At 40.3% G+C, this 25,049-nt stretch carries 22 protein-coding genes and 1 pseudogene; 10 read left to right on the forward strand and 13 right to left on the reverse strand.

The window, feature by feature from the left end; genetic code table 11:
• Window positions 1–6 precede the first annotated feature (6 nt).
• From PQ474_RS15835 to PQ474_RS15860, 6 genes are all read right to left on the reverse strand, one after another.
• Window positions 7–1,008 carry an ABC transporter permease gene (locus tag PQ474_RS15835; protein ID WP_273845211.1) on the reverse strand — a complete coding sequence of 334 codons (1,002 nt, stop codon included), beginning with the start codon at window positions 1,006–1,008 and terminating at the stop codon, window positions 7–9.
• Window positions 1,009–1,212: 204 nt separating this feature from the next.
• The gene (locus PQ474_RS15840; RefSeq protein WP_273845343.1) at window positions 1,213–2,862 is read right to left on the reverse strand and encodes an ABC transporter substrate-binding protein; all 1,650 of its coding nucleotides are present in this window, start codon (window positions 2,860–2,862) and stop codon (window positions 1,213–1,215) included.
• Between the two features lie 65 nt (window positions 2,863–2,927).
• Entirely contained in the window at window positions 2,928–3,896 is a 969-nt protein-coding gene (locus PQ474_RS15845; RefSeq protein WP_273845214.1) for an ABC transporter ATP-binding protein, read from the reverse strand.
• On the reverse strand, window positions 3,889–4,881 hold the full coding sequence (locus PQ474_RS15850; RefSeq protein ID WP_273845216.1) for an ABC transporter ATP-binding protein: 993 nt from the start codon (window positions 4,879–4,881) through the stop codon (window positions 3,889–3,891). The genes PQ474_RS15845 and PQ474_RS15850 overlap by 8 nt, the downstream gene beginning before the upstream one ends.
• 325 nt (window positions 4,882–5,206) lie before the next feature.
• A complete protein-coding gene (locus tag PQ474_RS15855; RefSeq protein ID WP_273845219.1) occupies window positions 5,207–5,596 on the reverse strand; it encodes a VOC family protein in 390 nt (129 codons plus the stop codon).
• A 214-nt stretch (window positions 5,597–5,810) separates the two neighbouring features.
• Window positions 5,811–7,226: a Na+/H+ antiporter NhaC family protein gene (locus tag PQ474_RS15860; protein WP_273845221.1), complete on the reverse strand. Its 1,416-nt coding sequence runs from the start codon at window positions 7,224–7,226 to the stop codon at window positions 5,811–5,813.
• Window positions 7,227–7,432: 206 nt separating this feature from the next.
• Here PQ474_RS15860 and PQ474_RS15865 point away from each other — a divergent pair, with 206 nt between their 5' ends.
• The 4 genes from PQ474_RS15865 (at window position 7,433) to PQ474_RS15880 (ending at window position 8,890) form a co-directional block, all read left to right on the forward strand.
• Window positions 7,433–7,519, forward strand: a complete 87-nt coding sequence (locus PQ474_RS15865) for a YjcZ family sporulation protein (protein WP_273845345.1) — start codon at window positions 7,433–7,435, stop codon at window positions 7,517–7,519.
• Window positions 7,520–7,792: 273 nt separating this feature from the next.
• Window positions 7,793–7,927, forward strand: a complete 135-nt coding sequence (yhfH, locus tag PQ474_RS15870; protein ID WP_273845224.1) for a protein YhfH — start codon at window positions 7,793–7,795, stop codon at window positions 7,925–7,927.
• 40 nt (window positions 7,928–7,967) lie between these two features.
• Window positions 7,968–8,114, forward strand: coding sequence for a protein YhfH (gene yhfH, locus PQ474_RS15875; RefSeq protein WP_273845227.1), 147 nt, complete (start codon window positions 7,968–7,970; stop codon window positions 8,112–8,114).
• A gap of 293 nt (window positions 8,115–8,407) precedes the next feature.
• Window positions 8,408–8,890 carry a hypothetical protein gene (locus PQ474_RS15880; RefSeq protein WP_273845229.1) on the forward strand — a complete coding sequence of 161 codons (483 nt, stop codon included), beginning with the start codon at window positions 8,408–8,410 and terminating at the stop codon, window positions 8,888–8,890.
• 107 nt (window positions 8,891–8,997) lie between these two features.
• Here PQ474_RS15880 and PQ474_RS15885 read toward each other — a convergent pair whose 3' ends face one another.
• Entirely contained in the window at window positions 8,998–9,498 is a 501-nt protein-coding gene (locus PQ474_RS15885; RefSeq protein WP_273845231.1) for a GNAT family N-acetyltransferase, read from the reverse strand.
• Window positions 9,499–10,276: 778 nt separating this feature from the next.
• Between PQ474_RS15885 and PQ474_RS15890 the strand changes: the two genes are divergently transcribed.
• Entirely contained in the window at window positions 10,277–10,924 is a 648-nt protein-coding gene (locus PQ474_RS15890) for a DsbA family oxidoreductase (RefSeq protein WP_273845347.1), read from the forward strand.
• Between the two features lie 60 nt (window positions 10,925–10,984).
• On the opposite strand, the pseudogene PQ474_RS15895 reads toward PQ474_RS15890, so the two are convergent.
• The 3 genes and pseudogenes from PQ474_RS15895 to gltB all read right to left on the reverse strand — a co-directional run bounded on the left by PQ474_RS15895 (window position 10,985) and on the right by gltB (window position 18,833).
• Window positions 10,985–12,364 (reverse strand): annotated as a pseudogene (locus tag PQ474_RS15895) (Glu/Leu/Phe/Val family dehydrogenase).
• A 386-nt stretch (window positions 12,365–12,750) separates the two neighbouring features.
• Window positions 12,751–14,235 (reverse strand): glutamate synthase subunit beta, encoded by a 1,485-nt coding sequence (locus PQ474_RS15900; RefSeq protein WP_273845234.1) that lies wholly within the window; start codon window positions 14,233–14,235, stop codon window positions 12,751–12,753.
• 5 nt (window positions 14,236–14,240) lie between these two features.
• The gene (gene gltB / locus PQ474_RS15905; RefSeq protein ID WP_273845237.1) at window positions 14,241–18,833 is read right to left on the reverse strand and encodes a glutamate synthase large subunit; all 4,593 of its coding nucleotides are present in this window, start codon (window positions 18,831–18,833) and stop codon (window positions 14,241–14,243) included.
• Window positions 18,834–19,068: 235 nt separating this feature from the next.
• On the opposite strand from gltB, the gene PQ474_RS15910 reads away from it, so the two are divergent.
• Window positions 19,069–19,275 carry a hypothetical protein gene (locus PQ474_RS15910; protein WP_273845240.1) on the forward strand — a complete coding sequence of 69 codons (207 nt, stop codon included), beginning with the start codon at window positions 19,069–19,071 and terminating at the stop codon, window positions 19,273–19,275.
• Between the two features lie 621 nt (window positions 19,276–19,896).
• Here the strand turns inward: PQ474_RS15910 and PQ474_RS15915 are convergent.
• Window positions 19,897–21,381, reverse strand: a complete 1,485-nt coding sequence (locus PQ474_RS15915; RefSeq protein ID WP_273845242.1) for a nicotinate phosphoribosyltransferase — start codon at window positions 21,379–21,381, stop codon at window positions 19,897–19,899.
• A 152-nt stretch (window positions 21,382–21,533) separates the two neighbouring features.
• Between PQ474_RS15915 and ybaK the strand changes: the two genes are divergently transcribed.
• Window positions 21,534–22,016 (forward strand): Cys-tRNA(Pro) deacylase, encoded by a 483-nt coding sequence (gene ybaK / locus PQ474_RS15920; RefSeq protein WP_273845244.1) that lies wholly within the window; start codon window positions 21,534–21,536, stop codon window positions 22,014–22,016.
• Between the two features lie 209 nt (window positions 22,017–22,225).
• Window positions 22,226–22,378, forward strand: a complete 153-nt coding sequence (locus tag PQ474_RS15925; protein ID WP_273845246.1) for an aspartyl-phosphate phosphatase Spo0E family protein — start codon at window positions 22,226–22,228, stop codon at window positions 22,376–22,378.
• 51 nt (window positions 22,379–22,429) lie between these two features.
• Here PQ474_RS15925 and PQ474_RS15930 read toward each other — a convergent pair whose 3' ends face one another.
• Both PQ474_RS15930 and PQ474_RS15935 read right to left on the reverse strand, forming a co-directional pair.
• Window positions 22,430–22,567 carry a hypothetical protein gene (locus tag PQ474_RS15930; protein ID WP_273845250.1) on the reverse strand — a complete coding sequence of 46 codons (138 nt, stop codon included), beginning with the start codon at window positions 22,565–22,567 and terminating at the stop codon, window positions 22,430–22,432.
• 79 nt (window positions 22,568–22,646) lie between these two features.
• Window positions 22,647–22,976: a toprim domain-containing protein gene (locus tag PQ474_RS15935; RefSeq protein WP_273845252.1), complete on the reverse strand. Its 330-nt coding sequence runs from the start codon at window positions 22,974–22,976 to the stop codon at window positions 22,647–22,649.
• Between the two features lie 498 nt (window positions 22,977–23,474).
• Between PQ474_RS15935 and PQ474_RS15940 the strand changes: the two genes are divergently transcribed.
• Entirely contained in the window at window positions 23,475–23,768 is a 294-nt protein-coding gene (locus PQ474_RS15940) for a hypothetical protein (protein WP_273845253.1), read from the forward strand.
• A gap of 146 nt (window positions 23,769–23,914) precedes the next feature.
• Window positions 23,915–25,036: an NADH-dependent flavin oxidoreductase gene (locus PQ474_RS15945; protein ID WP_273845255.1), complete on the forward strand. Its 1,122-nt coding sequence runs from the start codon at window positions 23,915–23,917 to the stop codon at window positions 25,034–25,036.
• The last annotated feature ends 13 nt before the right edge of the window (window positions 25,037–25,049 follow it).

Below are 25,049 nucleotides of genomic sequence, written 5' to 3' on the forward strand. Positions count from 1 at the left end.
TCCCCTTTAATATTTAATCCGTGGATCGATGTACGAATACAACAAGTCGACCATTAAGTTAATCATCACGAACATCGTTGCCACTATTAAAATCCCAGATTGAATAACCGGGTAATCTCGATAACCAATCGCCTCAAAAATATAACGCCCAATCCCTGGCCAACTAAAGATCGTTTCTGTTAATATCGCTCCACCTAGTAACGCGCCGGTTTGTAATCCAATGACGGTTAGGACTGGAATCGTTGCATTTTTTAACGCATGTTTGTAAATAACCAACATGGTATGAGATCCTTTCGCGTAGACGGTACGAATATAATCGGAACGCAAGACTTCAAGCATGCTTGAACGAGTCATCCGGGCAATAATCGCCATTGGTATGGTTCCTAAAGCAATCGCTGGTAAAATTAAGTGTTTAAGCGCCACCCAAAGCTGATCCCACCTGCTAGCAAGAATCGAATCTACAACATAAAGGTGTGTAATCGCGGTTATAGGATCACGTGGATTATCACGACCGAATGCTGGAAGCCACCTCAGTTCTTGCGCAAAAATCCATTGTTCCATTAAAGCAAGCCAAAAAATAGGCATGGACACACCGACTAAAGCAATTAACATAGCCAAGTAATCAAACCAAGAATTTTGCTTCCACGCACTGATAATTCCGGCATTGACTCCGATTACAATCGCGAATAACATCGCAAAAAAGGTTAATTCAATGGTTGCGGCTAAATAAGGCCAAATTTCTTCATTAATCGGTCTTTTGGTCCGTAAAGATGTTCCTAAATCACCCGTTGCTAAATCCTTAACATAGACTCCGTATTGAACAATGTAAGGTTCATTTAATCCTAGACGTTCCTCTAAGTCGTTAATCGCTTGCGGTGTCGCCTGTTCTCCAAGGATCGTTTGAGCTGGATTACCAGGTATTAAATGAATGATCGAAAACGTTACGAGTGACATGCCTATCAATACGGGTAAAAGCATGAACATCCTTCGAATGGTATATGCAAACATACTCGTTCACCCCAGTTCTTGATCAGTTAATGTATGAAAACCTTTTTGAAGATTTAAACGTAAAGAAAGCTTGGTCATCCGCGTTTTCATCAAAAAGTCTATCCTGCAATCACAAGGGCTTGCCAAGTTTTCTTCATGTTTAAATCCTCATTTTCAAAAAAAAAGGGTAGCAGAGTTTCGATCTGCTACCCTTTTCCGTTCGGATTAGTTGGCAAGCTCGACGTAGGTTAGTACTTCACTTGTAGACGGATGTGGTACATAGTTGTTCACATTAGAAGCTCCTGCTAGTACAGGAACAGAGTGAACGAGTGTGACCATTGGAGCGTCCTCATGAATCAATGCTTGTGTTTGTTTGTATAGAGCTTCTCGCTCAACTGGATCCACAATCGTTTTTGCTTGATCTAGTAAGCTTGTAACCTCTTCATTTCGATAGAATGTCCGGTTACCGCCTGGAATGGCATGAGAGCTTAATAGATTAGATAAGAAATAATCTGGATCTCCATTAACACCTGACCAACCTAACATAAATATATCTTGTTCACCTTGTTCTGTTTTTTCAAGGTAAGTGGCCCACTCCATTGTGACAATGCTTGCTTTTAACCCGACTTGCGCTAAGTCAGCTTGCAAGGCTTCCGCTGCACGTTCAGGGTCTGGCATATACGGACGAGCTACTGGCATTGTCCAGAGGTCAAACTCAAAGCCATCTGGATATCCAGCCTCAGCTAGTAGACTCTTTGCTTTTTCAGGATTAAAATCATAGGCTTCAATGTCATCGTTATATCCTAAATACCCTGGTGGTACTGCATTTTTTGCAGCCTGCGCCATCCCGTTATAAAGAGCAAAAATCAACGATTCTTTATCAATTGCGTGGTTGATCGCTTGACGAACTAATTGGTTATCAAATGGAGCTTTTTCTGTATTAAAACCTAGGTAACCAACATTATTCGTTGCACGTTCAAAAATTTGTAATTCAGGGTCTCCCTCAACGGTTGCGATATCGTCAGGATTTAAACCATCCATAATATCAATTTGACCAGAACGTAAAGCGGTTAGACGTGCTGAATTATCGGGAATAACTTGGAAAATAACACGGTCTAGCTTTGGATACCCTTCTTTCCAGTAGTTTTCATTCTTCTCTAAAATAATGGAGTCATCTTTTTGCCAGCTTACAAACTTAAATGGTCCCGTTCCTACAGGATTTTCATTAATTCTACTACCATGCTCTTCAAACGCAGCAGGAGACGTTATGGCAAAATAACTCATCCCCATGTTTTGCATGAAGGCACCTAAAGGATGGTTTAACACAAACTCAATCTCATGGTCGCCTAACACATTAATTACTTTAATGGCATGACCTTCGTCGCCTTTAAAGCCACCAAATTGCGTACCATACACACTATATGTATAGCCCTCATTGGCGAAGTTGAATGGATGTTCGTTATCAGCCCAACGCTCAAAGTTTAACTTAACCGCTTCCGCGTTAAAGTCAGTTCCATCATGGAATTTGACTCCTTCACGAAGTTGGAATGTAAACGTTAATCCATCGTCTGAGAACGACCAATCTGTTGCAAGACCAGGTCCAATGTCGAAAGAATCTTGATCAAACTCAATTAACGTTTCATAAATCTGTTTCGTCACACGAGAAGATTCCCCATCAGTTACACTTGCATAATCAAGACTTACTGAATCACCGCCACGAGCAAAAATGAGTACTTGATCGCCACTAGGCTCAGTTTGCACAACCAGATCTTTGTCACCATCTTCCTGATCTGTTGGAGCAGACGCGTCATCATTCCCTCCACACGCAGCAAGGAATGTCGTTAATGCTAGTACAAGCATTAACAAAAGTAGCATGCTTTTTTTCTTCAATTGCTTTTCCCCCTTAGAAGTGTAATGTAAATCTTGTGGATGACAGCCTTTTATGGATAAAGATGACATGCCACAAAATGATGATCCGCTATTCGTTTAAACGATGGACGCTTGGTCTTACAAATATCTATACGTTCAGAACAACGGGTGTGAAAAGCACAACCTGTTGGTGGATTGGACGGACTTGGAACATCGCCTTCTAAAATGACACGCTCACTCTTATGATCGGGATCAGGTACAGGTACTGCTGAAAGGAGCGCTTTTGTATATGGATGCAACGGTTGATCATACAGCTCTTCTTTACCTGCTAACTCGACCATACGCCCTAAATACATGACACCGACACGATCACTTATATGCTTGACCACACTTAAATCATGAGCAATAAAAAGATAAGTTAATTGAAATTCGTTTTTTAAATTCTCCATTAAGTTTAAAATTTGAGATTGAACGGAGACATCAAGAGCCGAAACCGGTTCGTCGCAAATAAGCAGTTTCGGATTGACTGCCAGCGCCCTCGCAATCCCAATTCGCTGCCGTTGTCCTCCACTAAATTGATGGGGATACCGAGAAGCATGATAGGCGTTTAATCCAACGATCTCAAGTAGCTCCTTCACCTTTTTCTTTCGCTCTTTTGCCGTTCCAATCCCATGAACTAGCAGTGGCTCACTTATTATTTTTCCAATCGAATGTCGCGGATTTAAAGAGGCATATGGGTCTTGAAAGATCATTTGCATATCACGCCGAAGTTTTCTCATGTCTTCTTCACTTACCTTCGTTACATCCTTCCCATCAAAAATAACACTGCCTTCTGTTGGTTCAATTAAGCGAAGAATTGTTTTTCCCGTCGTCGATTTCCCGCAACCACTCTCCCCTACAATTCCAAGGATTTCTCCTTCATAAACCGTAAAAGAAACGTCATCAACCGCTTTAACCTCGCCTACTTTCTTACCAAAAATGCCACCTTTTAAATCAAAGTACTTCTTGAGATTTTTCACTTCAAGCAATAGCTTAGCCAACGTTTTGCCCTCCCTCCTCAGCATATAAGAAGCAACGACAGTGATGACCGTCCTTGATCGAAATTAATGCAGGATCTTCCTCATAACATTTGGTCATCACCGATTCACAGCGTGCAGCAAAACGACAGCCCACCTTAATGGAACCAGGCTTTGGAACCTGACCAGGAATCGAGTAGAGCTGCTCTTCCTTTTGGTGAATTTTCGGTAAAGAGCGAATTAACCCTTTTGTATATGGATGTTCAGGTGCCTTTAAAATCGTACGCACATCTCCTTCTTCAACAACCTTTCCTGCATACATGACCACTACACGGTCACATATTTCAGCCACAACTCCTAAATCATGTGTAATCAGCATAATAGCTGTATCATTTTCCTTATTTAACGTTCTCATCAAATCCAATATCTGAGCTTGAATCGTTACATCTAGTGCCGTCGTCGGCTCATCCGCTATTAGCACTTCTGGGTCACAGGACATCGCAATGGCAATCATGACCCGTTGCCTCATTCCTCCAGATAACTGATGTGGATACTCATCCACAATTTGATCTGCCCGTGGAATCCCTACTTTATTAAGCATTTCAACAGCCCGCTCTTTCGCCTGTCTTTTACTTATCGAGTTGTGATTACGGATCGCTTCCATAATCTGGTCACCGATTGTAAACAAGGGATTTAACGAAGTCATAGGTTCTTGAAAAATCATCGCAATTTCATTTCCACGAATTTTTCTCATACGTTTTATAGAAGCCTGTGCCAAATCTTCTCCTTTAAAGAGAATTTGGCCGTCAACCACTTTCCCCGGTGGACTCGGAACAAGTTTCATGACCGATAGCGATGTTACACTTTTTCCACAGCCAGACTCGCCAACAATTCCAACTACTTCACCTTTATATACCTTAATACTGACACCATCCACAGCTGGGATTTCCCCCCCATCAGTAAAAAAATGAGTTCGTAAGTCTGCTAATTCCAATACAACATCTGCCATCATCTAGCTCCTTTCCTACTGTCAAAGGTGAATCACTTTATTCGAAAAGTTTTTTGTATTCTCTAGGGAAACATTTATATTTGTTGAAGTGTTTAAAAATCGGGGGTAAACTGCTAGTCACACGCTGTCTTCCCACTGAATATATTAAATGTCCTTTAAGAATATTACATTTTTATATTTTTTTATTACAAATGTTCTTTTCAAGCAAACAGACTTACTTTGCTAATTTACTAATATACTGTTTTAACGCGTTCTCACATTACAAGAAAAAGAAAAAGGTGACTGCCTCTAATGCTTTATCACATCAGAAGACAGTCACCTTTTCCTATTTTCTATTCTCAAAAAACTCAATCCACTCTCCATCAGGTCCGTGAAAGAAAAAGTACCTTGTACCGTTAGGTAATGTCGTAATCTCCTTATCAATCAATTGTACGTCAAGGCCTCTAATTCGATTTACTTCCTCGTCTAGGTTATCCACCGTAATAGCAAAATGATGGACCTTCCCTTCCGTAGGAAGTTGATCATTATACCCTTGTATTAATTCAAGTTCCGTTTCACCTTTCTGATCAAACCCTAAGAAAGCTAACTTAATCTCTCCATTTGTATGAATAAGAGTATTTTTTAACTGCATACCTATGATATCCTCATAAAATCTAATTGAAGTTTCAAGATTTCTCACCATAACTCCAACATGTTCAATTCGCTTTTTAGCCATTTAAATCCCTCTCTCTATTTTACAAGTATGACTCTTATTTAGAGTTTCTTGCTTAGCCGTTATCGTTATGGTTCACACGATCCCCTCCTCTTCCACTTTATCATATAAAAAATATCCAGTTTGTTTGTTTGTTTGTTATAACTAATGAACAGCAAAAGGATGAAATCTTTGAGATTTCATCCTTTTGCTTTATTTCTTGTTTACATGCAATCCCTTAAAGAATGAACGTCACTGCTACGTAAAACACCGTCGTGATTCCCGCTGCAATCAGAGCCGGTTTCAACTTATACTTGGCATATTCGATTACCGAGAGACCTAAAATTTTTGCGATTGTATTTGTATCATCACTTAAAGGTGAAGCAAATGCCCCAAACGACCCACTTGCAAATACCGCGCCAATGACTAATGGAAGAGACACGTCCCCTACAGTCGCCAGCGAGATTCCAAGAGGCATTAATATCCCCCACGTTCCCCAAGCCGATCCAATAAAATAGGAAACCGCCGCACCGAAAACAAAAATGAGAGGTGCGATGAACATCTGTGGGATCCAGCCAGAATGTGCTGTCACAAAGGCTGAGAATCCTAAGTCATCCGTAATTGACGAAAGCCCCCACACAATCGATAACAACAAGATAACAGACATTAATTCATTTCCACCCGCGACAAAACCTGAAATTAAATCCTCCAACTTAAACCGTTGAATCAGGTAAAAACCCATCGAAATTAACACGGTAATCAGGAGAGCGACGACCATTGCATCTAGAACCTCCGCTTCAAGAAAGGCTTCAAAAAAGTCAAAGCCCTGTACATGCCCATCCCACCAAGTTAAAAATAATGTGAAACCAATGACTAAAATCAATGGTAAAAGGAGGTTCATCGGTTTTATTGGTAACTCCTTTGCCACACCAGGATGACAGTCATGCCAATCGTCCTCCCCTTCTACCGTCTCTTCATCCATTTGCATTGGTGCATCTGATTTCTTTTTGGCATGGTGGAAAAAGCTTAAATACACCCCTAACAGAATCGTGACAATCGAAAAAAAGTTAAATGGAATGCTTTGTATAAAAAGCGAGTAAGGATCTAGTTCGATACCTTGGTTTTCCGTTGCTATTTGAATAATAGAAACCATATAACCGACGAATGCTGTGGCAACAGGAATCAATACAATGAATGGAGTTGCCGTCGTTTCAATAACAAAGCCTAGCTCAGCCGTCGTCATTTTGACCTTCTTCAACAAGGCTCTCATAATAGGAGCAATGGTGACAAAGCGAAACGTTGGAGCAGCGAAGGTCCCAATCGTCGAAACATACGTTAAGATTAACGCTTGTTTCCTTGTTTGAATTTTTTCTGCGGCTTTTTCGACAAACCCCCTTATTCCCCCTGTCATCTTAATCATGCCAACGAGACCGGAAAAGGCATATAAAAAGACAATAATTTTTATATTATTTGTGTCAATGAGTGCTTGTACGACGTAGACAAACATCGCTTGAACACCACCCAAAATAGTAGGTTCCATTAAATAGGATCCAACCAGCAAGCCAAGAAAAAGTGCTGGGAGCACTTGTTTTGTATAGATCGCTACTGGGATTACCACTAAAAAAGGAAGTATTGAAAGCCAACTCGATTCCATCTCCATCACCTCTGACTCTGTTAAATGTCATGTGATTATATCTTGTGATAGAGTTGGGATATTATACTGACCGTCATTTTAGGACATGTCAGTATAGAGAAATAGGGCTACCGCCCAAATCCCTTAAAACCTGGTCATTCGCCCACCCATTTCACCCTTTTCTACATAGGTATAGGGTGTAGTCACTCAAAAAGGAGGAATTCTTCATGAGTCATGTTACTGGAAGTAGCTTCACTTTAATTGTCGTATTATTCATCCTACTTATTGTTGTAGGTTCAACGTATACATTTTAATACAATGGAGGGCAAGAGACATCCGTCTCTTGCCTTCACTGTTTCTCATGAACTCTTCTAGAATGAAAACCACTAGGATGATCCTTTCCGTTAAAAAAGATCAATCGTCCCAAACCTCTTAATAGCACTTCGACGCCCTGATCGAACACAAAACGAAATCAACCCACAATATTCTGAAAAGAAATTCTATCTTTATTATAAAACAGTATTGATTTATAATAACTGTTATATTACAATGAGGGTAACAAAAAAAAACAAACGGAGGTATTTACTATGACACCAACACCTGATTACTTTAGAAATATTGAACCGAAAACATGTACAGATTGCGGCAAAACGATCGATGAGATGCATGAATGTTACTTGAACCAATGTGATCAATGCTTAAGACACGCGGATCACTTTTAAGTTTCAATCGACTGTTATAAAACAGAATGGAGGGTTTATAATGAAAAAGCATTTGACACCGCCAACTCGTACTCTTTTAACATTAGAGCCTAAAACCTGTCATGACTGTGGGGATCACATTGTAGAAATAAATGAATCCTGTTTCACTCAATGCGAACAATGCTTAAGACATGTTGAACATTCTTGAATAAAAAGACTGACTCTACTTTGAGATCTTAAGTAGAGTCACTTTTTTGTGGTTAAACGGAAACTCATCTTCAAATCAGCAAAAAACGAGCGACTGTTACATATGAGCTATCCGTTTTTTGCTATACTTTTCCTTTACTATTTACGAATCTAAACACCCCTTACAAAAGAGGGATTTGAATACGTATAACCCAGATAAAACAAAGTAGAGGGTTTCATGCGGTTAATTACTAGTACATAACTTTATTTAAAAAGGGGAAAATATGGTTCAAGATGATCTAAAGGGTGGGTAAAATGAAAAGTACAAATAAATATATATTTTGGATGACTGTGTTGCCGTGGCTGACAACTCCATTTATTGGATACAAGACATTTAAAAGATTTCTTCCAGGAGCTTTATTTATGTGTTTATATGTAATCGCTGAAGGTAGCGTGGCTGAAAAGAAAAAATGGTGGTGGTTCCCGTTCAACGTAAAACCAAATGTATTAGGTGAAATGCCGTTAATTTTTGGTCCCTTTTTCATTGGCTCACTTTGGACCTTAAAATATACGTATGGCAGCTTCCGGTTATATGTTTTAGTGAATCTCATCATTGACTCGCTTTTTACATACTTTGGACTCAATTGGTTTAAAAAGATCGGTTATGTTTCTCTTGTTAGATTTTCAAAGCCTCAGTTATCCCTTTTATTTTTAGTGAAATCGTTCGTCATGTATGGCTTTCAAGTCTTCTATGATAAATATGTCATTCGGAGACAACCTAGCGATACCTTAAAATAGTTCCTTGCTGAAATAGCGTGGGACTTCCCTCGCTATTTCAATCGGATCATCCTCTAGTCTGACCTTCTCCCTAAACCAAGCACGTGGAATATAGCCAAATTCTTAGATCAAAGCCCAAGCCTAAAAGCTTTCACAATGACCCCGTCATTGGCTGGTTCAAAATCATGATCAGGTAGGCGTTCAAAGCCGATGCTACCATATAACTTAATTGCACTTTTCATAAAATCTGCCGTATGTAACCCGATCTCATCATAGCCTTTTGCTTTCGTCCGTTCAACACATTCCATTATTAAAGCTCTAGCCACACCTTTCCCCCGTGCCTCAGGAGTAACAGCAAGTAAGCGAATTTCTGAATATTCGAGTTCATCTACTTTCCCTTCATAAGCGTCTGCTTTTGGTGGAAAAAGAGCAACGCTTCCTAGAATCATTCCATCTACTTCAGCTACTATCAACTCCACTCTGTCTTGCGTATCTGCTTCTGAAGAAATCGCCTGTTTTAGAACTTGCCAATGTTCTTTTGAGACGGCTAGTGCATGTTCGCTGTACGCAGCTATTCTTTTCGTGCGAATTTCATTCAATTCTTCCTGTAGAGCATCACGTATATTCATTTGTTCCTAAACTCCCTTCATTTATTAATAATTCCCTTCTTGCTTACTAAGCAAGGGACGATTATGTTCAGAGCACAGATAAATTGAACCTTTAGGGAGTATTTTCACTCTCCGTTATTTTGAAAAACAGTGATTGACGTAAGGTAGTGCTTTTTAATTGCGTCAAAGTCCGTTGTGTCTCTAAAACCTACTGTTTGATATAAATCACATCCTAAAGACCACGTAGTTTGCGAACCATCACTGAACGGCGTGCCCACAGAAAACTGCCGTCCATAACTGACGGTAGCGACCTTTTTCTTTTAGTCATTCACCAGGTTGATTACCAAAAGGTGCCGTGAAACGAATCGTTTGACGATGAAAGGATCGTCTTTTTAACTCATTGGTCATTTCGGTTGTTTCATCTATAATTTGACAACTAGCTTTCTAACTCACTTTGCGTCATGGAAAACATCGCCTTTTGTTGACCTTCAATAATTAGATCTCTGCTCCAGTCATAATTCTAATTCTATTCTTTAAATATAGCTGTTATAGTTATCAACTCTTGCAACTTTCTTAATATGATAATGATCAAACATATAGGTGAGACTTATTGGAATAGTAATGGAACTCTTGTTTTCTGTCAATCAATATAACTTCATCATTTTTCCGTGTTGGAAAAAAGCACAAAAGTGGTCAAAACAATGGAAAATCGCTATACTATGTGGGAATTGAATTAATGGAGGTAGATACGATGTTGTTCATTGAAATGTGGACGGACTTTGCTTGACCATTTTGCTATATTGGCAAAAAGCGTCTGGAGGACGCTATTGGGAACCTAGAACATCCCGTTAAAGTTGTGTATCGATCTTTTGAGCTAGATCCGACAGTTGAACGAGATGTACCATATAATATTTATGAAAAATTAGCTTCTAAATATGGAATGAGCCTAGACCAAGCGAAGGCCAATTGTCAGAACATGGTACGAATCGCTCAAGATGCTGGTCTAGAATTCCACTTAGATACGTTAGTTTTAACAAATACCTTTGATGCGCATCGCTTAGCAAAGTTTGCAGGCGACCAAGGTTTAATGCAAGAAATGACTGACCGATTATTACGTGCTTACTACACCGAATCCAAACATATCGGTGATCATTCCACGTTAATTGATTTAGCTGAAGAAGTTGGCTTAAATCGTGAGGCCGTCATTACCATGCTCGCAAGCAATAAAATGAGTAATGAAGTGCGTGCAGATGAACAGGAAGCTCAAGAACTAGGCATCCGTAGCGTTCCATTTTTCCTTGTGAACAGAAAGTACGCGATCACTGGAGCACAACAAACGGAAACGTTTGTCAATTCTCTGAATCAAATCATTGAACAAGGTGGGCCTTTTGCGGATCCAACTGGTCTAACTTGCGATGATAATGGTTGCGAAATCCCTAAAAAATAAACGAAGCCGGTGACTTGGTCATGTAAGACACCGGCTTTTTTACTTTGTAAAAGGCTCAGACTAATACAACTTCCCCTGACGATACAGCACCGTACACAATTTCATAACGGAATGAATAAAACAGTTCTGTCGTAATGAAAATGGATCTCCAAAATACTGGGGCAGGATCGTATCCATCGTTGCCTTCATCTTATCAACAAGCAACTCAAATACTTCCTCTTCACTGTAAAACTGTGTTTCACGACCTTGTAGCCATTCAAAATAAGAGACGATTACCCCTCCAGCATTGGCTAAAATGTCTGGAATGATGATAACACCTTTATCACTTAAGTATTGATCAGCTTCTCCTGTTACAGGTGCATTCGCACCTTCAATAATGATTCCAGCCTTAATCTGTTCCATGTTGTCCGGACGAATTTGGTCTTCTAATGCTGCTAATAACAATACATCCACATCAAGTTCCAATACATGATCACGTTCACGAACATCTGCTTTGATTCCAGATTCAGCTAATTGTTCTACTGTTGTAGGTAAATCTCCTCGGTTCTTTGATGTAAAATCAATTAACGCAGGAATGTCTAATCCGTCTGAATTATAAAGTAATACATTGCGATCACTAACAGCAACGACTTTATTTTGTAGGAGAGAACAAGCGATGCGCTTCAAGTGCCGCCACCGAACCAACATTACCAAACCCTTGCACGGCAATCGTCAATGGTTTATTTGAATAACTTAATAATGTTTGAGCAAATTTGTTTTTAGTATTTGATAGAAAAGCTTGTTGTTCCTTTAAGAAGTCATGGAGCATATAACGAAATGTGAAGTACACTCCCTTACCTGTCGCATCTCTTCTTCCTAAAGAACCACCGTTGATTACACTTTTTCCCGTGAAGCTCCCTCTGTAAGGCTCTCCTGGACGGATGCTTTTATATTCTGCCATCATCCAGTCCATTTCTCGATCACCCGATCCCATATCAGGTGCCGGAATATCTTTATCAGGTCCTAATATATCACTAAAATAATGAACATACTTTTGACAAATAGCATTAATTTCTTTGGCTGAATGCTCCCGTGGCGTCACGACAATTCCACCTTTACCCCCACCAAAAGGCACATCATGCAGCGCGTTCTTTAGTGTCATTAACGCAGCGAGGTTCATCACTTCTTCCTCATTAACCGATCATGAAAACGGATACCACCTTTATAAGGACCGAGCGTATTATTATGCTGAACTCTGAAGGCAGGAATTCGCACGACCTTGCCACTTTCCAAAGAAACTCGTAAAAAGGCCTTGTGTACTTTATTCGGGGTCGACAGAATCGCCACTAAAGAAGCAAACGCCTTTTCTCTTGTTTCATCTTGTAGTTCAGGTAGAAATGAAGAATCCTCTAACAAAGCCTCTAATGATTCTTGTACAATCGCTCCCGTTTGACTAGCCATAAAAATAAAAACCTCCTATTTTTTTAGCTTGTGACTAAATATCAGCCTACTTATTTAATGATAAAAACTTCCGAACCTTATTTACTCACTGAGAACATCTACCCATTTATCTAATAAAGCAAACACTCTTTCCATAGATCTAAACATTAAAATACCGCTTTATATGCGAATTCCGTCAAACTCTTTATTGCTACATACACTCTTTCCAAGTATCTACGTCTCTTTCATACAACATAAGCTTCTTTCACGTCAACCAGCCTTCATTTTGTAGATTAAACGACATTGCCTCACAAATGATTAGCATTATTGCTTTAATAACGAACTCTTATAACCTAAAGAGAGTAGTCTCAAGTAGAGCCTACTCCTTTAATCTAAACGTTACAGTTCTAAGGTAATCTTGTCTCACCCATCAGAAAACGATCACACTCTCTAGCAGCTTCTCGACCTTCGTTAATTGCCCAAACAATTAAACTTTGGCCACGACGCATATCCCCAGCGGCAAAAACACCTTCCACATTCGTTTCATATTCCCCATATTCAGCTTTAACATTGGAACGTTCATCCGTTTCAACAGCAAGCTCCTTAATTAAGCCTTGTTCGGGACCGCTAAAACCAATCGCAAGAAGGACGAGCTGAGCTGGCCAAACTTTTTCCGTACCCGGAATCTCTTTTCTCACTCTTCTCCCGTGATCATCCACACTCGTTTCAACATTGATGGTATGAACCTCTTTCACATGACCATTCTCATCGCCAACAAACTTAGTCGTCATCACAGCATAGGCACGAGGATCTTCGCCAAATACTGCTGCCGCTTCTTTCTGACCATATTCGACGCGGTGAATGACCGGCCATTGTGGCCAAGGGTTATCGTCAGGTCTCGTATCGCCCTTTTTCTCGTAAATATCAAACTGCGTCAAGCTTTTACATTCATGGCGGACAGACGTAGCTAAGCAATCAGTCCCTGTATCACCGCCTCCGATGACGATGACATCTTTATCTTTTGCCGAGATATAATTGCCATCTTCTAAGCGTGAATCTAGTAAGCTTTTCGTATTCGCATGCAGAAAGTCCATTGCATAATGAATACCTTTTAACTCTCTACCTTCCACTTCCAAATCCCGATGCTTCGCAGCCCCCCCGCAAAGAACGACTGAATCAAACTCGGAATGAAGCTTAGACGCAGAATAATCCTTTCCGACTTCCGTATTCGTCACAAACGTAATGCCTTCTTCTTTCAAAAGATTCACACGACGTTCTACAACCGCGTACGGTAGCTTCATCTCAGGGATTCCATACGTTAAAAGACCACCAATACGATCATGTCGCTCGAACACAGTAACGTTGTGCCCCGCTTTATTCAGCTGAGCGGCACAGGCAAGGCCGGCGGGGCCTGACCCGATTACCGCTACCTTTTTATCTGTTCGGACTTCCGGAGGCTCAGGCTTCACCCACCCCTCCTTAAATCCTCTTTCAATAATTTCGAGCTCAATCGACCTAATCGCAACAGGTGGCTCATTAATCCCGAGCACACAAGCCCCTTCGCACGGTGCCGGACAGGCCATCCCGGTGAACTCAGGGAAATTGTTCATTTTATGCTCACGCTTTAACGCTTCTTCCCACTGCCCTTGATACACTAAATCATTCCACTCGGGAATTAAGTGGTGGACGGGACAACCGGATGTCATCCCGTTTAACATCGCCCCTGTATGACAAGTTGGGATACCGCAGTCCATACAGCGAGCCCCTTGCTCCTGTAACACTTTTTCATCTAATGGTAATGTATAATTGTCCCAATCCTTCGTCCGTTCAGCAGGGTCACGCTCCGGACGCGTTCGACGCTCGAAATCAATAAATCCTGTTGGTTTTCCCATTGTCGTCACCCTCCATCCTTCATGGCATTCACAGCTTTTTTACTGTCCTCAAATGCCACAAGTGCTGCTTTATGTTTTTCTAATCCACTGGCCGTGTAGTGCTTAATTCGCTCTTGCATTTCTAAATAATCTTTAGGAATGACTCGGACGAACCGAGTTTTCATTTCTTCCCAGTTTTCAAGGACCCGTTTCCCGTAGCGACTATCCGTGTAATGGACATGTTTGGTAATCATATCATAAACGCTTGTAAGCTCATCTTCGTCCTCAACCTTTCCAAGTAGAACCTGCCCCATATTGCATTTTGTTTGAAAGCGTTTGGATTCATCCAGTACATAGGCCACGCCACCAGACATCCCTGCAGCGAAGTTTTTCCCGGTACTTCCTAGAACAACAACCTTTCCACCTGTCATGTATTCACAACCATGATCGCCAACCCCTTCGACAACGACATTGACTCCACTGTTTCTCACACAAAAACGTTCTCCCGCAATGCCGTTCACATAGGCTTCACCTGCGGTTGCCCCGTAAAAGGCTACATTTCCAATAATGATGTTTTCCTCAGGGATAAAAGAACTTCTCCTCGAAGGATGTACGATCATTTTTCCTCCTGATAACCCTTTTCCGATAAAGTCATTGGCATCACCAATTAATCTCATCGTTAATCCTGGTGGGATGAAGGCACCAAAGCTTTGTCCAGCAGATCCTTTAAACGTGAGTTGAATCGTGTCTTCAGCGAGTCCATTTGCCCCATATCGTTTTGTGATTTCACTTCCAAGAATCGTTCCAGCCACCCGGTTTATATTTCGAATGGATAACGTCGCTTCTACAGGTTCTCCCTTTTCAAGGGCTTCTTTACATAGCGGGATTAGCTCTTGAGAATCCAACGTTTTATCTAGCCCATGAACTTGCTCAACCGTCGCATATCGACTTACACTCTTTGGTACATCGGGCTGATAAAGCAATTCAGATAAATCAATTCCTTTTGTTTTCCAATGAGTAATGGCTTGATTCGCTTCTAATACATCGGTTCTTCCAACCATTTCATTGATCGTGTGGAAACCAAGTTCTGCCATTAATTCTCGCACTTCTTTTGCGATAAAACGCATAAAGTTTGCGACATGCTCTGCTTGACCTGGGAATTTTTTTCGAAGCTCTGGGTTTTGCGTTGCTACACCAACAGGACAAGTGTCAAGGTGACAAACTCTCATTAAAATACAACCTAAAACCACTAATGGTGCTGTTGAAAAACCATATTCTTCAGCCCCAAGTAAAGTTGCAATCACGACATCTCGACCCGTCATCATTTTCCCGTCTGTCTCAACGACAATTCGGTCACGCAACCGGTTTAATAGCAACGTTTGGTGGGTTTCCGCCAGCCCAATTTCCCATGGTAGCCCGGCATGCTTTAAGCTCGTTCTCGGAGCTGCACCTGTTCCTCCATCGTAGCCACTGATCAAAACGAGATCCGCTCTTCCTTTTGCGACACCTGCTGCAATCGTTCCAACTCCGACTTCTGATACGAGTTTGACGCTAATTCTCGCAGCTGGATTAGCATTCTTTAGATTGTGAATCAATTCAGCCAAATCCTCGATCGAGTAAATATCATGATGAGGAGGGGGGGATATCAATCCAACACCTGGTGTTGAGCCTCTCACTTCGGCAATCCATGGATATACTTTCTTTCCTGGGAGATGACCACCTTCCCCAGGTTTAGCTCCTTGTGCCACTTTAATCTGAATTTCATCGGCGTTCACTAGGTAATGACTATTCACACCAAATCGACCGGATGCGACTTGTTTAATCGCACTGCGCCTTAGATCCCCATTGGCATCAGGTGTAAACCGAGCTGGATTTTCTCCACCTTCACCGGAGTTACTTCTTCCGCCAATGCGGTTCATCGCAATCGCAAGTGCCTCATGTGCTTCACTACTAATCGAGCCATACGACATCGCACCAGTTTTAAATCGTTTGCAAATCGATTCGACGGATTCCACTTCATTTAACGGGATCGGCTCTCTTTTCTTAAACGATAATAAGCCTCGAATCGACTGTAAGTTCTGATCTGTATTTGTTAACAAATTCGAATATTCTTTGAACAGTTTGTAATTATTTGAACGACAGGCTTGCTGTAACAAATGAATCGTTTTCGGATTATATTGATGATCCTCTCCGTTTTGACGCCACTGAAAATCATCACCTGATTCTAGTGAATCCTCTGAACCTCTTGCATCAACAAACGCTCGCTTATGCCTTAGCATCACTTCCTCAGCGATAATATCTAAGCCTATTCCACCAATCCTTGATGCCGTTTCTGTAAAGTATTGATTGATCACATCCTGATTAATGCCAATCGCCTCAAAAATTTGAGCTCCACGGTAGCTTTGAATCGTTGAAATCCCCATCTTTGATAACACTTTTACAATGCCATCTGTGGCTGCTTTTATATAAATCTTTACGGCTTCCTCAAATTCAATATTACGTAAGTCTTTGTTTTCAATTAATCCTCGTAAAGTTTCAAACGCTAGATACGGATTAATCGCTTCTGCTCCGAATCCTAATAACGCAGCGAAATGATGGACTTCTCTCGGTTCAGCTGATTCCACGATTATACTCACCTGCGCACGTGTCCCTTCACGAATCAGGTGATGATGCAATCCTGAAACAGCGAGCAAAGCTGGCACGCTAGCCGACTTTCTGTCTACTCCCCGATCTGATAAAACGAGCAACGTGACTCCGTCTTTAATGGCCTTTTCTGCCTTGTCAAAAAGCTCGTCTAAGTGAGCAGCCAATTCAGGTGCCTTTTCAATCGGAAAGAGAAGCGATAACGTTTCACTCTTAAAATCAGTTTGATAGAGCTTTGCTAATTGATGATCACTTAATAACGGTGTCGCAATCTGAATTTGCTGACAACTAGCTGGTTCTGGATGAACGAGATTTTTTTCAGGTCCGATCGTTGTTTGAATCGACGTGACGACCTTTTCTCGAATCGCATCAATCGGTGGATTGGTCACTTGAGCAAACAGCTGCTTGAAATAGTTATATAAAAGTTGTGGTTTTTTTGATAACACCGCAAGTGGCGAATCGTACCCCATCGAGCCCACAGGATCTTGCTTATCCGTCACCATTGGCTTCATGATTTTATTTAACTCTTCATTTGTATACCCAAAAGCAAGCTGTAGTTTCAGCCGATCTTCTGTGTTTAAGGGTTCAGTCTGATTGCTTGCTTCTGGCAACTGATCTAAGTGAAGCAAATGATCAGCTAACCACTCTTGATAAGGCTTATCCTTGGCGATTTGCCGCTTAATCTCGTCATCAGGAATAATTTTCCCCTTTTCTAAATCAACCAACAGCATTTTCCCTGGGTGAAGTCGTTCCTTATACTCAATATCCTCCGCAAAAATTTCCAACGCCCCAACTTCAGAACCCAAAACAATCATGCCATCTTTCGTAACATAGTATCTCGCTGGTCTAAGACCATTTCGATCGAGACAGGCCCCAATTTGTTTTCCATCTGTAAACACAACCGCAGCCGGACCATCCCACGGCTCCATTAAACAGCTGTGATACTCGTAAAAAGCTCTCTTCTCTTCGTCCATCGTTTCATCATTGACCCACGGTTCAGGAATCATCATCATCGCTGTATGGGCAAGTGATCGGCCGGAAAGATGAAGAAATTCAAAGCAATTGTCAAACATCGAGGAATCACTGCCATTCGTATCAATAACCGGAAATAATTTAGCTTGATCAACATCTTCAAACAGTTCCGATTTACACAGCCCTTCACGCGCTTGCATCCATTTTACATTCCCTTTGATTGTGTTAAATTCTCCATTATGTATCGTATATCGATTAGGATGCGATCTCTCCCAGCTCGGAAATGTATTTGTACTAAAACGCGAGTGCACAAGCGCTAAGGCTGATTTGAAATAACGATTATTCAAATCAAGATAAAACGAGTCAAGTTGCTCCGGAATAAGCATGCCTTTATAAACAATAATTCTTGTTGATAAACTACAAATATACAAACCTTCTTGATGTTCCTGATCCGCTGCTTGTGCCTCATTTTCTAGTCGCTTGCGAATCACATATAATTTTCGTTCAAATGCGTCCTGGTCTGTTATGTCACTTGACGGGGCAATAAACATTTGGCGAATAAAAGGCTTTGACTTCTTAGCCATATCCCCCACAAAAGAATCATTAGTAGGCACTGTCCGCCAACCGAGAAAGACCTGTCCCTCGTCTTTAATGATGTCTTGGACTTGTTTTTGTGTTTGTTTCCTTATTTCAGGATCCTGAGGCAAAAAGACCATCCCAATCCCATATCCCCCTTCTTCCGGGAGCGTAATATTGTCCTTGTCACATTGCTTTTCAAAAAATGCATGAGGAATTTGTGTTAAAATCCCCGCTCCATCCCCCGTACTTGTATCGGCCGATTGACCTCCGCGATGCTCTAAATTACATAAAATCGTAATGGCATTTTCGACAATTTCGTGTGACTTTTCCCCATTAATATTGGCCACCATTCCAATCCCACAAGCTTCATGCTCAAAGTCAGGACGATACAAACCTTGTGCAACTGGATAACTTTGCTTATTCATGACAACATCCCCTCTTAATAGTATAAGTTCATGTTCGAGGCCACGCGCCTACTCGCTTTTTCCCTAAGGAAAACATTCACTCTACCAACAGTTTCAACATCTGCTTACCATTTAATACAAACATTGCCTTTGGAATCTAAACAAACAAAATAACGGTCATCTATAACATATATTCCTGAAGATGAGGAAAAAGTAATTTTATTCGAATCATGAAAGACACAAGGAGGTGTTTATGTTGAAAAAAAACTGGTCTGTGTTATTAGGCGAAGAAATCGTTGAAGAATACAAAATTCCTTTTAAAGGCATTATTGTAGAGTCTGAAGGAAAACCCAACGAAAATGAAATTAATGCTTATTTAAAGGAACATTATTTTCCTGAAAAAGAAGATGTTTTTTATGAGCTGATTACAAATATTTCTGAGATTCAAATCGAATCCAACTAATACAGTTATAACTCGAACATTAATCCCTTTAAAGATCGTGAAGTGAAATTTGAAGGGATTATTTCTTAAGTGGAAGTTAAAAACTTAAGGCAAGCGGACATAGGTTCCTCTATTTGAGTTGAAAACGTCTTTTTTCTAAAAATTCGGACAAGAGTTCCCCTATTTTGTTAAAAAACAGTCCAAACAACTATAACTTTTAGCAAGTAGCGGAATCCATGTCCGATTAAGTTCTTCAAAATGATGGTTTCATGTAAATAAGGACTTCCATGTCCGCACAGTATGTAAAAACCAAAAACACACGCCCCTTCTCCTAAACTCCTGCCTATTTTCTCTAATAGATAGGCACTTGCCCACCCACTTCTCTCCTTTTTACATAGATATATAGTGTAGTTACTCAAAAAGGAGGAATTCTTCAGGAGTCACGTAACTGGAAGCAGCTTTACCTTAATCGTTGGTTATTTATCCTACTCGTAAATGTAGGATCCGCATATACTTGCTAATAAAAAAGAACGGCAAGAGACTTCGGTCTCTTGCCTTGTTAACTATTTAACTGTAATAATAATTATTAAAAAAAAGTGCCAGATCCCTCTATTTGATTGGGCACTCTCCCTTGAGAAGTCACTACTGACTAGTCCTTCCCTTCACTTTTTCCTTGATCTCTTGAATAATCCTCATTTTGTTATCCCAGCATTTTTGACTTAGATCCACTGGATATTCTTCAGGATTGAGCGTACGCTGATATTCATCCCAAAGTAGATTAAGATTTTCCGCAACAAATGCCTGTATCGTAAAAATGTCCGGATTTTCATACACAAGCTCCCCATTCACAAAAATCTCTTCATGAAGGCTTCTCGCCTCAAAATCGGTCACATACTTGCTAATAAAGGTGTGAGTCGGATGAAACATCTTTAAGCGCCCTTCCTTTTGTGGATCCTCTTCTTGCAGAGCGATATAATCTCCTTCTGATTTGTGAGTAAGAGTGTTCACAATTCTGTACAGTTTTTTCATGCCTGGTGTCGAAACTTTCTCCGGATTAGAAGAGATTTTAATTGTGTCTACCATCTTGCCATGCTCATCTTCTATCGCGACAATTTTATACACTGCTCCAAGTGCCGGCTGATCAAAAGCCGTAATCAACTTCGTCCCAATCCCCCAAATGTCAATTTGGGCTCCTTGTGCTTTTAAACTAAGAATCGTATCCTCATCTAAATCACTTGAGGCGACGATCTGTGTGGACGTAAACCCGGATTGGTCGAGCATTTGCCTCGTTTTTTTAGACAAATAAGCCATATCTCCACCATCTAACCGAATTCCCGTGAACTCTATCTTTCCTTCAAACTCTTTGGCTACTTGAATCGCAGCCGGAACTCCTGAACGTAGAACATCATACGTATCCACAAGAGGGATAAAGACTTTATTCTTACGTCTTGCACAGCTCTCTGCGTATTTTTTCATCGCAATATAATCGTTTTTATACACTTGAATCATCGAATGAGCATGGGTACCTGAAATAGGTATACCAAATTTTTTGCCTGCACGTACATTACTCGTTGAGTCAAGTCCCGCAATGAAGGCTGCTCTTGTTCCCCAAATAGCCGCATCCATCTCCTGTGCACGACGAGTTCCAAATTCCAACGCTTTTTGGTTGCCTATGACCTGTTTGATTCTAGAAGCCTTAGTGGCAATCAGCGTTTGATAATTGACAATATTTAAGAGAGCCGTTTCAAGTAATTGAGCCTCTGCTAGAGTAGATTCCACTTGAAGAATGGGCTCATTCCCAAAAACTAATTCTCCTTCTTTCATTGAACGAATGGTTCCTGTAAATTTAATTTCCTTTAAGTAATCTAAGAATTCCTCTTCATATCCAACAACATTCCGTAAATAATCAATGTCACTCTCGGTAAAACGAAATGCTTTCACAAATTCAATCACTTTCTCCAATCCAGCAAACACACCATAGCCATTGCCAAATGGAAGCTTTCTAAAATACAACTCAAATACAGCTTTGCGGTAATGCATCTTGTCGTGCCAATATGTTTCTGTCATATTGATTTGATAAGCATCGGTATGTAAAGCTAAGCTGTCATCTTCGTATTTATTGCTCATTAAGTAACCTCCTCATAACGCTATCTTCTCAGTATTTCCTTAATTGAAGAAACTAAAAAGAAAAGCTTTTCTCATATTAAAACTTTCAATCATGGCGTCATCATATTAAAATAACTATAAAGCGTGACAACAACGTAAACAAGGAGAATGACATGAAAAAAGGGAAAACGAACGCCATGCGAATACTCGATAAAGCAAAAGTCGCATATGAAATGATGTCCTACCAGGCCGATGATGGGAAAATCGATGGCCTATCAGTTGCAGCAAAAATCGGTAAGAATGTTGATATGGTTTATAAAACATTGGTGTCTCAAGGTTCAAGCAAAACATACTACGTTTTTGTCATCCCAGTTGAAGCAGAACTTGACTTAAAGAAGGCAGCGAAAGCAGTAGATGAAAAGAAAATTGAAATGATTCCCGTAAAAGACATCACGAAAATAACCGGTTATGTACGAGGTGGATGTTCACCAATTGGTATGAAGAAATCATTCTCTACGATCATCGACCAACAAGCCGAGTTACTTCATACAATTATTGTCAGTAGCGGCATGATAGGCATGCAAATGGAATTAAAAGTCGATACGTTGCTTTCTATTACAAAAGGGCGATTGGCTGAATTAGTGAAAAGTCAGTAACCTTAGTTCTACGAAAGTCAACTATTGATCATAAGACAATAACTCTTCTCTACCTAATGTAGATTAATAGGCTCGAACCTATGGTATTGAAATGGGATTTTTATAAATTGCTGTAATTTGCCTATGGTATTAGTAGCGCATATATATTAACATAGATGTATGTGTTCTACATAAATCAGCAAGATGCGCATTATTAGGAGAGTAAAATAATGAAGAAGGAAGAAATCCTATCGTTAATTGAATTAAAACGAGAACAATTATATTTTTACGTAGAGAATTTCGGTATGGTATCCAAAGAAGCGCTAAAATGTAGTGAAGAATTAGATATCTTTATCATTACATACCAAAAATTAAGAGATTAAAGACAAATAAGCCATCCCTTGAAAGAGGATGACTTTAAAGAAATCGGAAACCTACACATCCGAGGAATCGTCATAATCGTAACGAAACCCATCACTCTGTGCTATTTTTTTACTATCACGTTTTTCCTTTTGACCACCTTGAGCAGGTTGTGCAGCTGGTGATCTACGCTGTTTTTGATCTTTATTCAAATGTAGGCCCCCTATTATGATCATTTCTACTAGTATGCTTCAGTATTTTCTTTTTTATTCTCTCCAGAAAAGTTCCCTATTAGTGAGAATCTTTCACATTAAAATGAGCTCTTAATACTTGAGCTAAATAATGAACCGGAGTCGTCTCAACTTGTCCGTACTCCTTCAATGTGTACAAATGAACTGCATTGGGTAATTCCCTCTTTAACTGTTTGCGCAAGCTTTCTCCAGATTCATCCGCATCGACAAGAATGTACACCTCCTTATCTTCAATAGGTAAAATTAGTGTCTCAAGCTTTTCCTCACCTAACGTTCCATATGTACAGATGATATCAACTTCTTCATCTAATACTTGCTTTACACGTTTTCGATCACTCGTTCCCTCGACAATTAGTACTTTGTCTTCCATCTAATCATTCCTTTACAGTCCATTGTCTTATCTATCATTATATTCAATTTCTTTCACTTCATAACGATGTTGATTATATTGTAAGTCAATTGCAGCGAATAGAGAAATTTTCAATTCCACATGACTCCTACAAAAAAATCCACCCCACAATCATTGTAGGCGGATTCGGTATTAATAATAGAAACCATGTTCGATCATATGTTTCACTCTTTTTTCTTGATAATTACATAAATTGGCATACAACTGCGATAAGAAATTTTTCATGTCAAATTCCTTCTTTCGATTTAGGGTACCTTTATTATGATGAACTCGCCAAATATTTACAAAAGCTGTACTAGCTGATGAAAACGAAAACATTCATCATGAAAACGGAGAACATCCACGCTTTTCTTCTTTGATCATACGTATCCACTTTTTTCTAATAATCGGTCCCTTAAGTCACATACATCAGAGAACAAAATCAAATACTATAACACAGATTGAAAGGAGCGAATTCAGTTGGACATTGATTTTAAAACCATATACAACCAAATGCCTGATTTTACAAACCATCAAGAGGCTAGCGATTGGTTCATAGGTCAATTTGGTAATCGATTTGTGTTAAAGAATAGTGACGTGATTGATGACGAGAAAGTATATTACTATCATGTGGTAAAAAATCCTGAAGTCTATCAAGCATACATGGAAAGCCTTTCTAATGAGGAAGGAAGTCACATCACAAGCATGGAGCCTTTTGAGAGTTACTCAACCATTGAGATAAGCGAAGATGGCGGCATCAGTTTTTCCATTTAATTCGACAGCCAACTCTTTGTTCTGTTTGGTTAACTCAAGCAATTTATTTGACTATATAGGTAGCGAGGCATAATATATCACTTGCACGCTATTCTATTTCGTTTCGTCATTGTAAATCTTAATAAGGCACAAGGAGGAAAATCGATATGAATGAAACGTATAATAAATTATTTGAAACCATTGATTTTAGAAGAGGGCTTCAACTGAAAAATCGCGTTGTCATGGCACCGATGACCAACTTTTCTTCTAATCCTGATGGGACGGTCTCAGACGATGAAGTGAATTATTACATTCGCCGTTCCAAAGGAGTCGGCATGGTAATTACAGCATGTACGAATGTGACAGCAAATGGACAAGGATTTCCTGGTGAATTTGCAGGGGACCGTGACGAGATGATCCCCAGTTTACGCAAGCTAGCAACTGCTATTAAAGCACAAGGAGCTAAAGCCGTCTTGCAAATTTTTCATGGAGGTCGCATGTGTCCAACTGATTTAGTACCAAATGGAGACATCGTTTCAGCAAGTGCCATTGCAGCTGCTGAACAAGGCCCTGTACCTAGAGCGTTAAATGAAAAAGAAGTTGAGGACATTATCCATGCTTTTGGAGAGACGACAAGACGGGGAATTGAAGCTGGTTATGACGGAGTCGAAATTCATGGTGCAAATGGCTATTTAATTCAACAATTCTTTTCTCCCCATTCAAATCTTCGTGAAGATCGTTGGGGAGGAACTTTGGAAAAGCGCATGACTTTTCCAATGGCTATTGTTGATGAAGTGAAACGTGTCGTCGACACTCACGCGAAAGACCCCTTCATTATCGGATATCGGTTTTCACCAGAGGAAGCATCCACACCTGGAATTACGATGGCTGACACATTAGAACTTGTCAACGCTTTGGCTGACAAGGAGCTAGATTACCTTCATATTTCCTTAATGGAATTTGATTCTTCACCAAGAAGAGGCGTCGACGATGCACGGACCCGTTTAGAATTAGTTTTAGATAAAGCCTCGAACCGAGTTCCTGTAATTGGTGTGGGATCCATTCAAACAGCAGAGGATGCACGAAAGGCTATGGAAACGGGCGTACCATTAATTGCATTAGGTCGACAGCTCATTATTGATCCCGATTGGGTGGAAAAAATTCAGGAGGATCGCGCCTCTGAAATTGAAACAAAGCTTGACCTAACAGGTCAAGACCGCCTTGTTATACCAAAGCCATTGTGGAATGCGATTGTTTCTAGTCCAGGTTGGTTCCCGGGGGTTGAGTAGTGTTTCATTAATT

The sequence above is a fragment of the Halalkalibacter alkalisediminis genome (assembly GCF_028610705.1).
In the GTDB taxonomy this organism is placed as follows: Bacteria; Bacillota; Bacilli; order Bacillales; family Bacillaceae_D; genus Halalkalibacter; species Halalkalibacter alkalisediminis.

Coding starts and splice junctions, on each gene's coding strand:
- PQ474_RS15835 (WP_273845211.1), bottom strand. CDS start 1,008: ATGTTTGCATATACCATTCGAAGGATGTTCATGCTTTTACCCGTATTG.
- PQ474_RS15840 (WP_273845343.1), bottom strand. CDS start 2,862: ATGCTACTTTTGTTAATGCTTGTACTAGCATTAACGACATTCCTTGCT.
- PQ474_RS15850 (WP_273845216.1), bottom strand. CDS start 4,881: ATGGCAGATGTTGTATTGGAATTAGCAGACTTACGAACTCATTTTTTT.
- PQ474_RS15855 (WP_273845219.1), bottom strand. CDS start 5,596: ATGGCTAAAAAGCGAATTGAACATGTTGGAGTTATGGTGAGAAATCTT.
- PQ474_RS15860 (WP_273845221.1), bottom strand. CDS start 7,226: ATGGAATCGAGTTGGCTTTCAATACTTCCTTTTTTAGTGGTAATCCCA.
- PQ474_RS15865 (WP_273845345.1), top strand. CDS start 7,433: ATGAGTCATGTTACTGGAAGTAGCTTCACTTTAATTGTCGTATTATTC.
- yhfH (WP_273845224.1), top strand. CDS start 7,793: ATGACACCAACACCTGATTACTTTAGAAATATTGAACCGAAAACATGT.
- yhfH (WP_273845227.1), top strand. CDS start 7,968: ATGAAAAAGCATTTGACACCGCCAACTCGTACTCTTTTAACATTAGAG.
- PQ474_RS15880 (WP_273845229.1), top strand. CDS start 8,408: ATGAAAAGTACAAATAAATATATATTTTGGATGACTGTGTTGCCGTGG.
- PQ474_RS15885 (WP_273845231.1), bottom strand. CDS start 9,498: ATGAATATACGTGATGCTCTACAGGAAGAATTGAATGAAATTCGCACG.
- PQ474_RS15900 (WP_273845234.1), bottom strand. CDS start 14,235: ATGGGAAAACCAACAGGATTTATTGATTTCGAGCGTCGAACGCGTCCG.
- gltB (WP_273845237.1), bottom strand. CDS start 18,833: ATGAATAAGCAAAGTTATCCAGTTGCACAAGGTTTGTATCGTCCTGAC.
- PQ474_RS15915 (WP_273845242.1), bottom strand. CDS start 21,381: ATGAGCAATAAATACGAAGATGACAGCTTAGCTTTACATACCGATGCT.
- ybaK (WP_273845244.1), top strand. CDS start 21,534: ATGAAAAAAGGGAAAACGAACGCCATGCGAATACTCGATAAAGCAAAA.
- PQ474_RS15925 (WP_273845246.1), top strand. CDS start 22,226: ATGAAGAAGGAAGAAATCCTATCGTTAATTGAATTAAAACGAGAACAA.
- PQ474_RS15935 (WP_273845252.1), bottom strand. CDS start 22,976: ATGGAAGACAAAGTACTAATTGTCGAGGGAACGAGTGATCGAAAACGT.
- PQ474_RS15945 (WP_273845255.1), top strand. CDS start 23,915: ATGAATGAAACGTATAATAAATTATTTGAAACCATTGATTTTAGAAGA.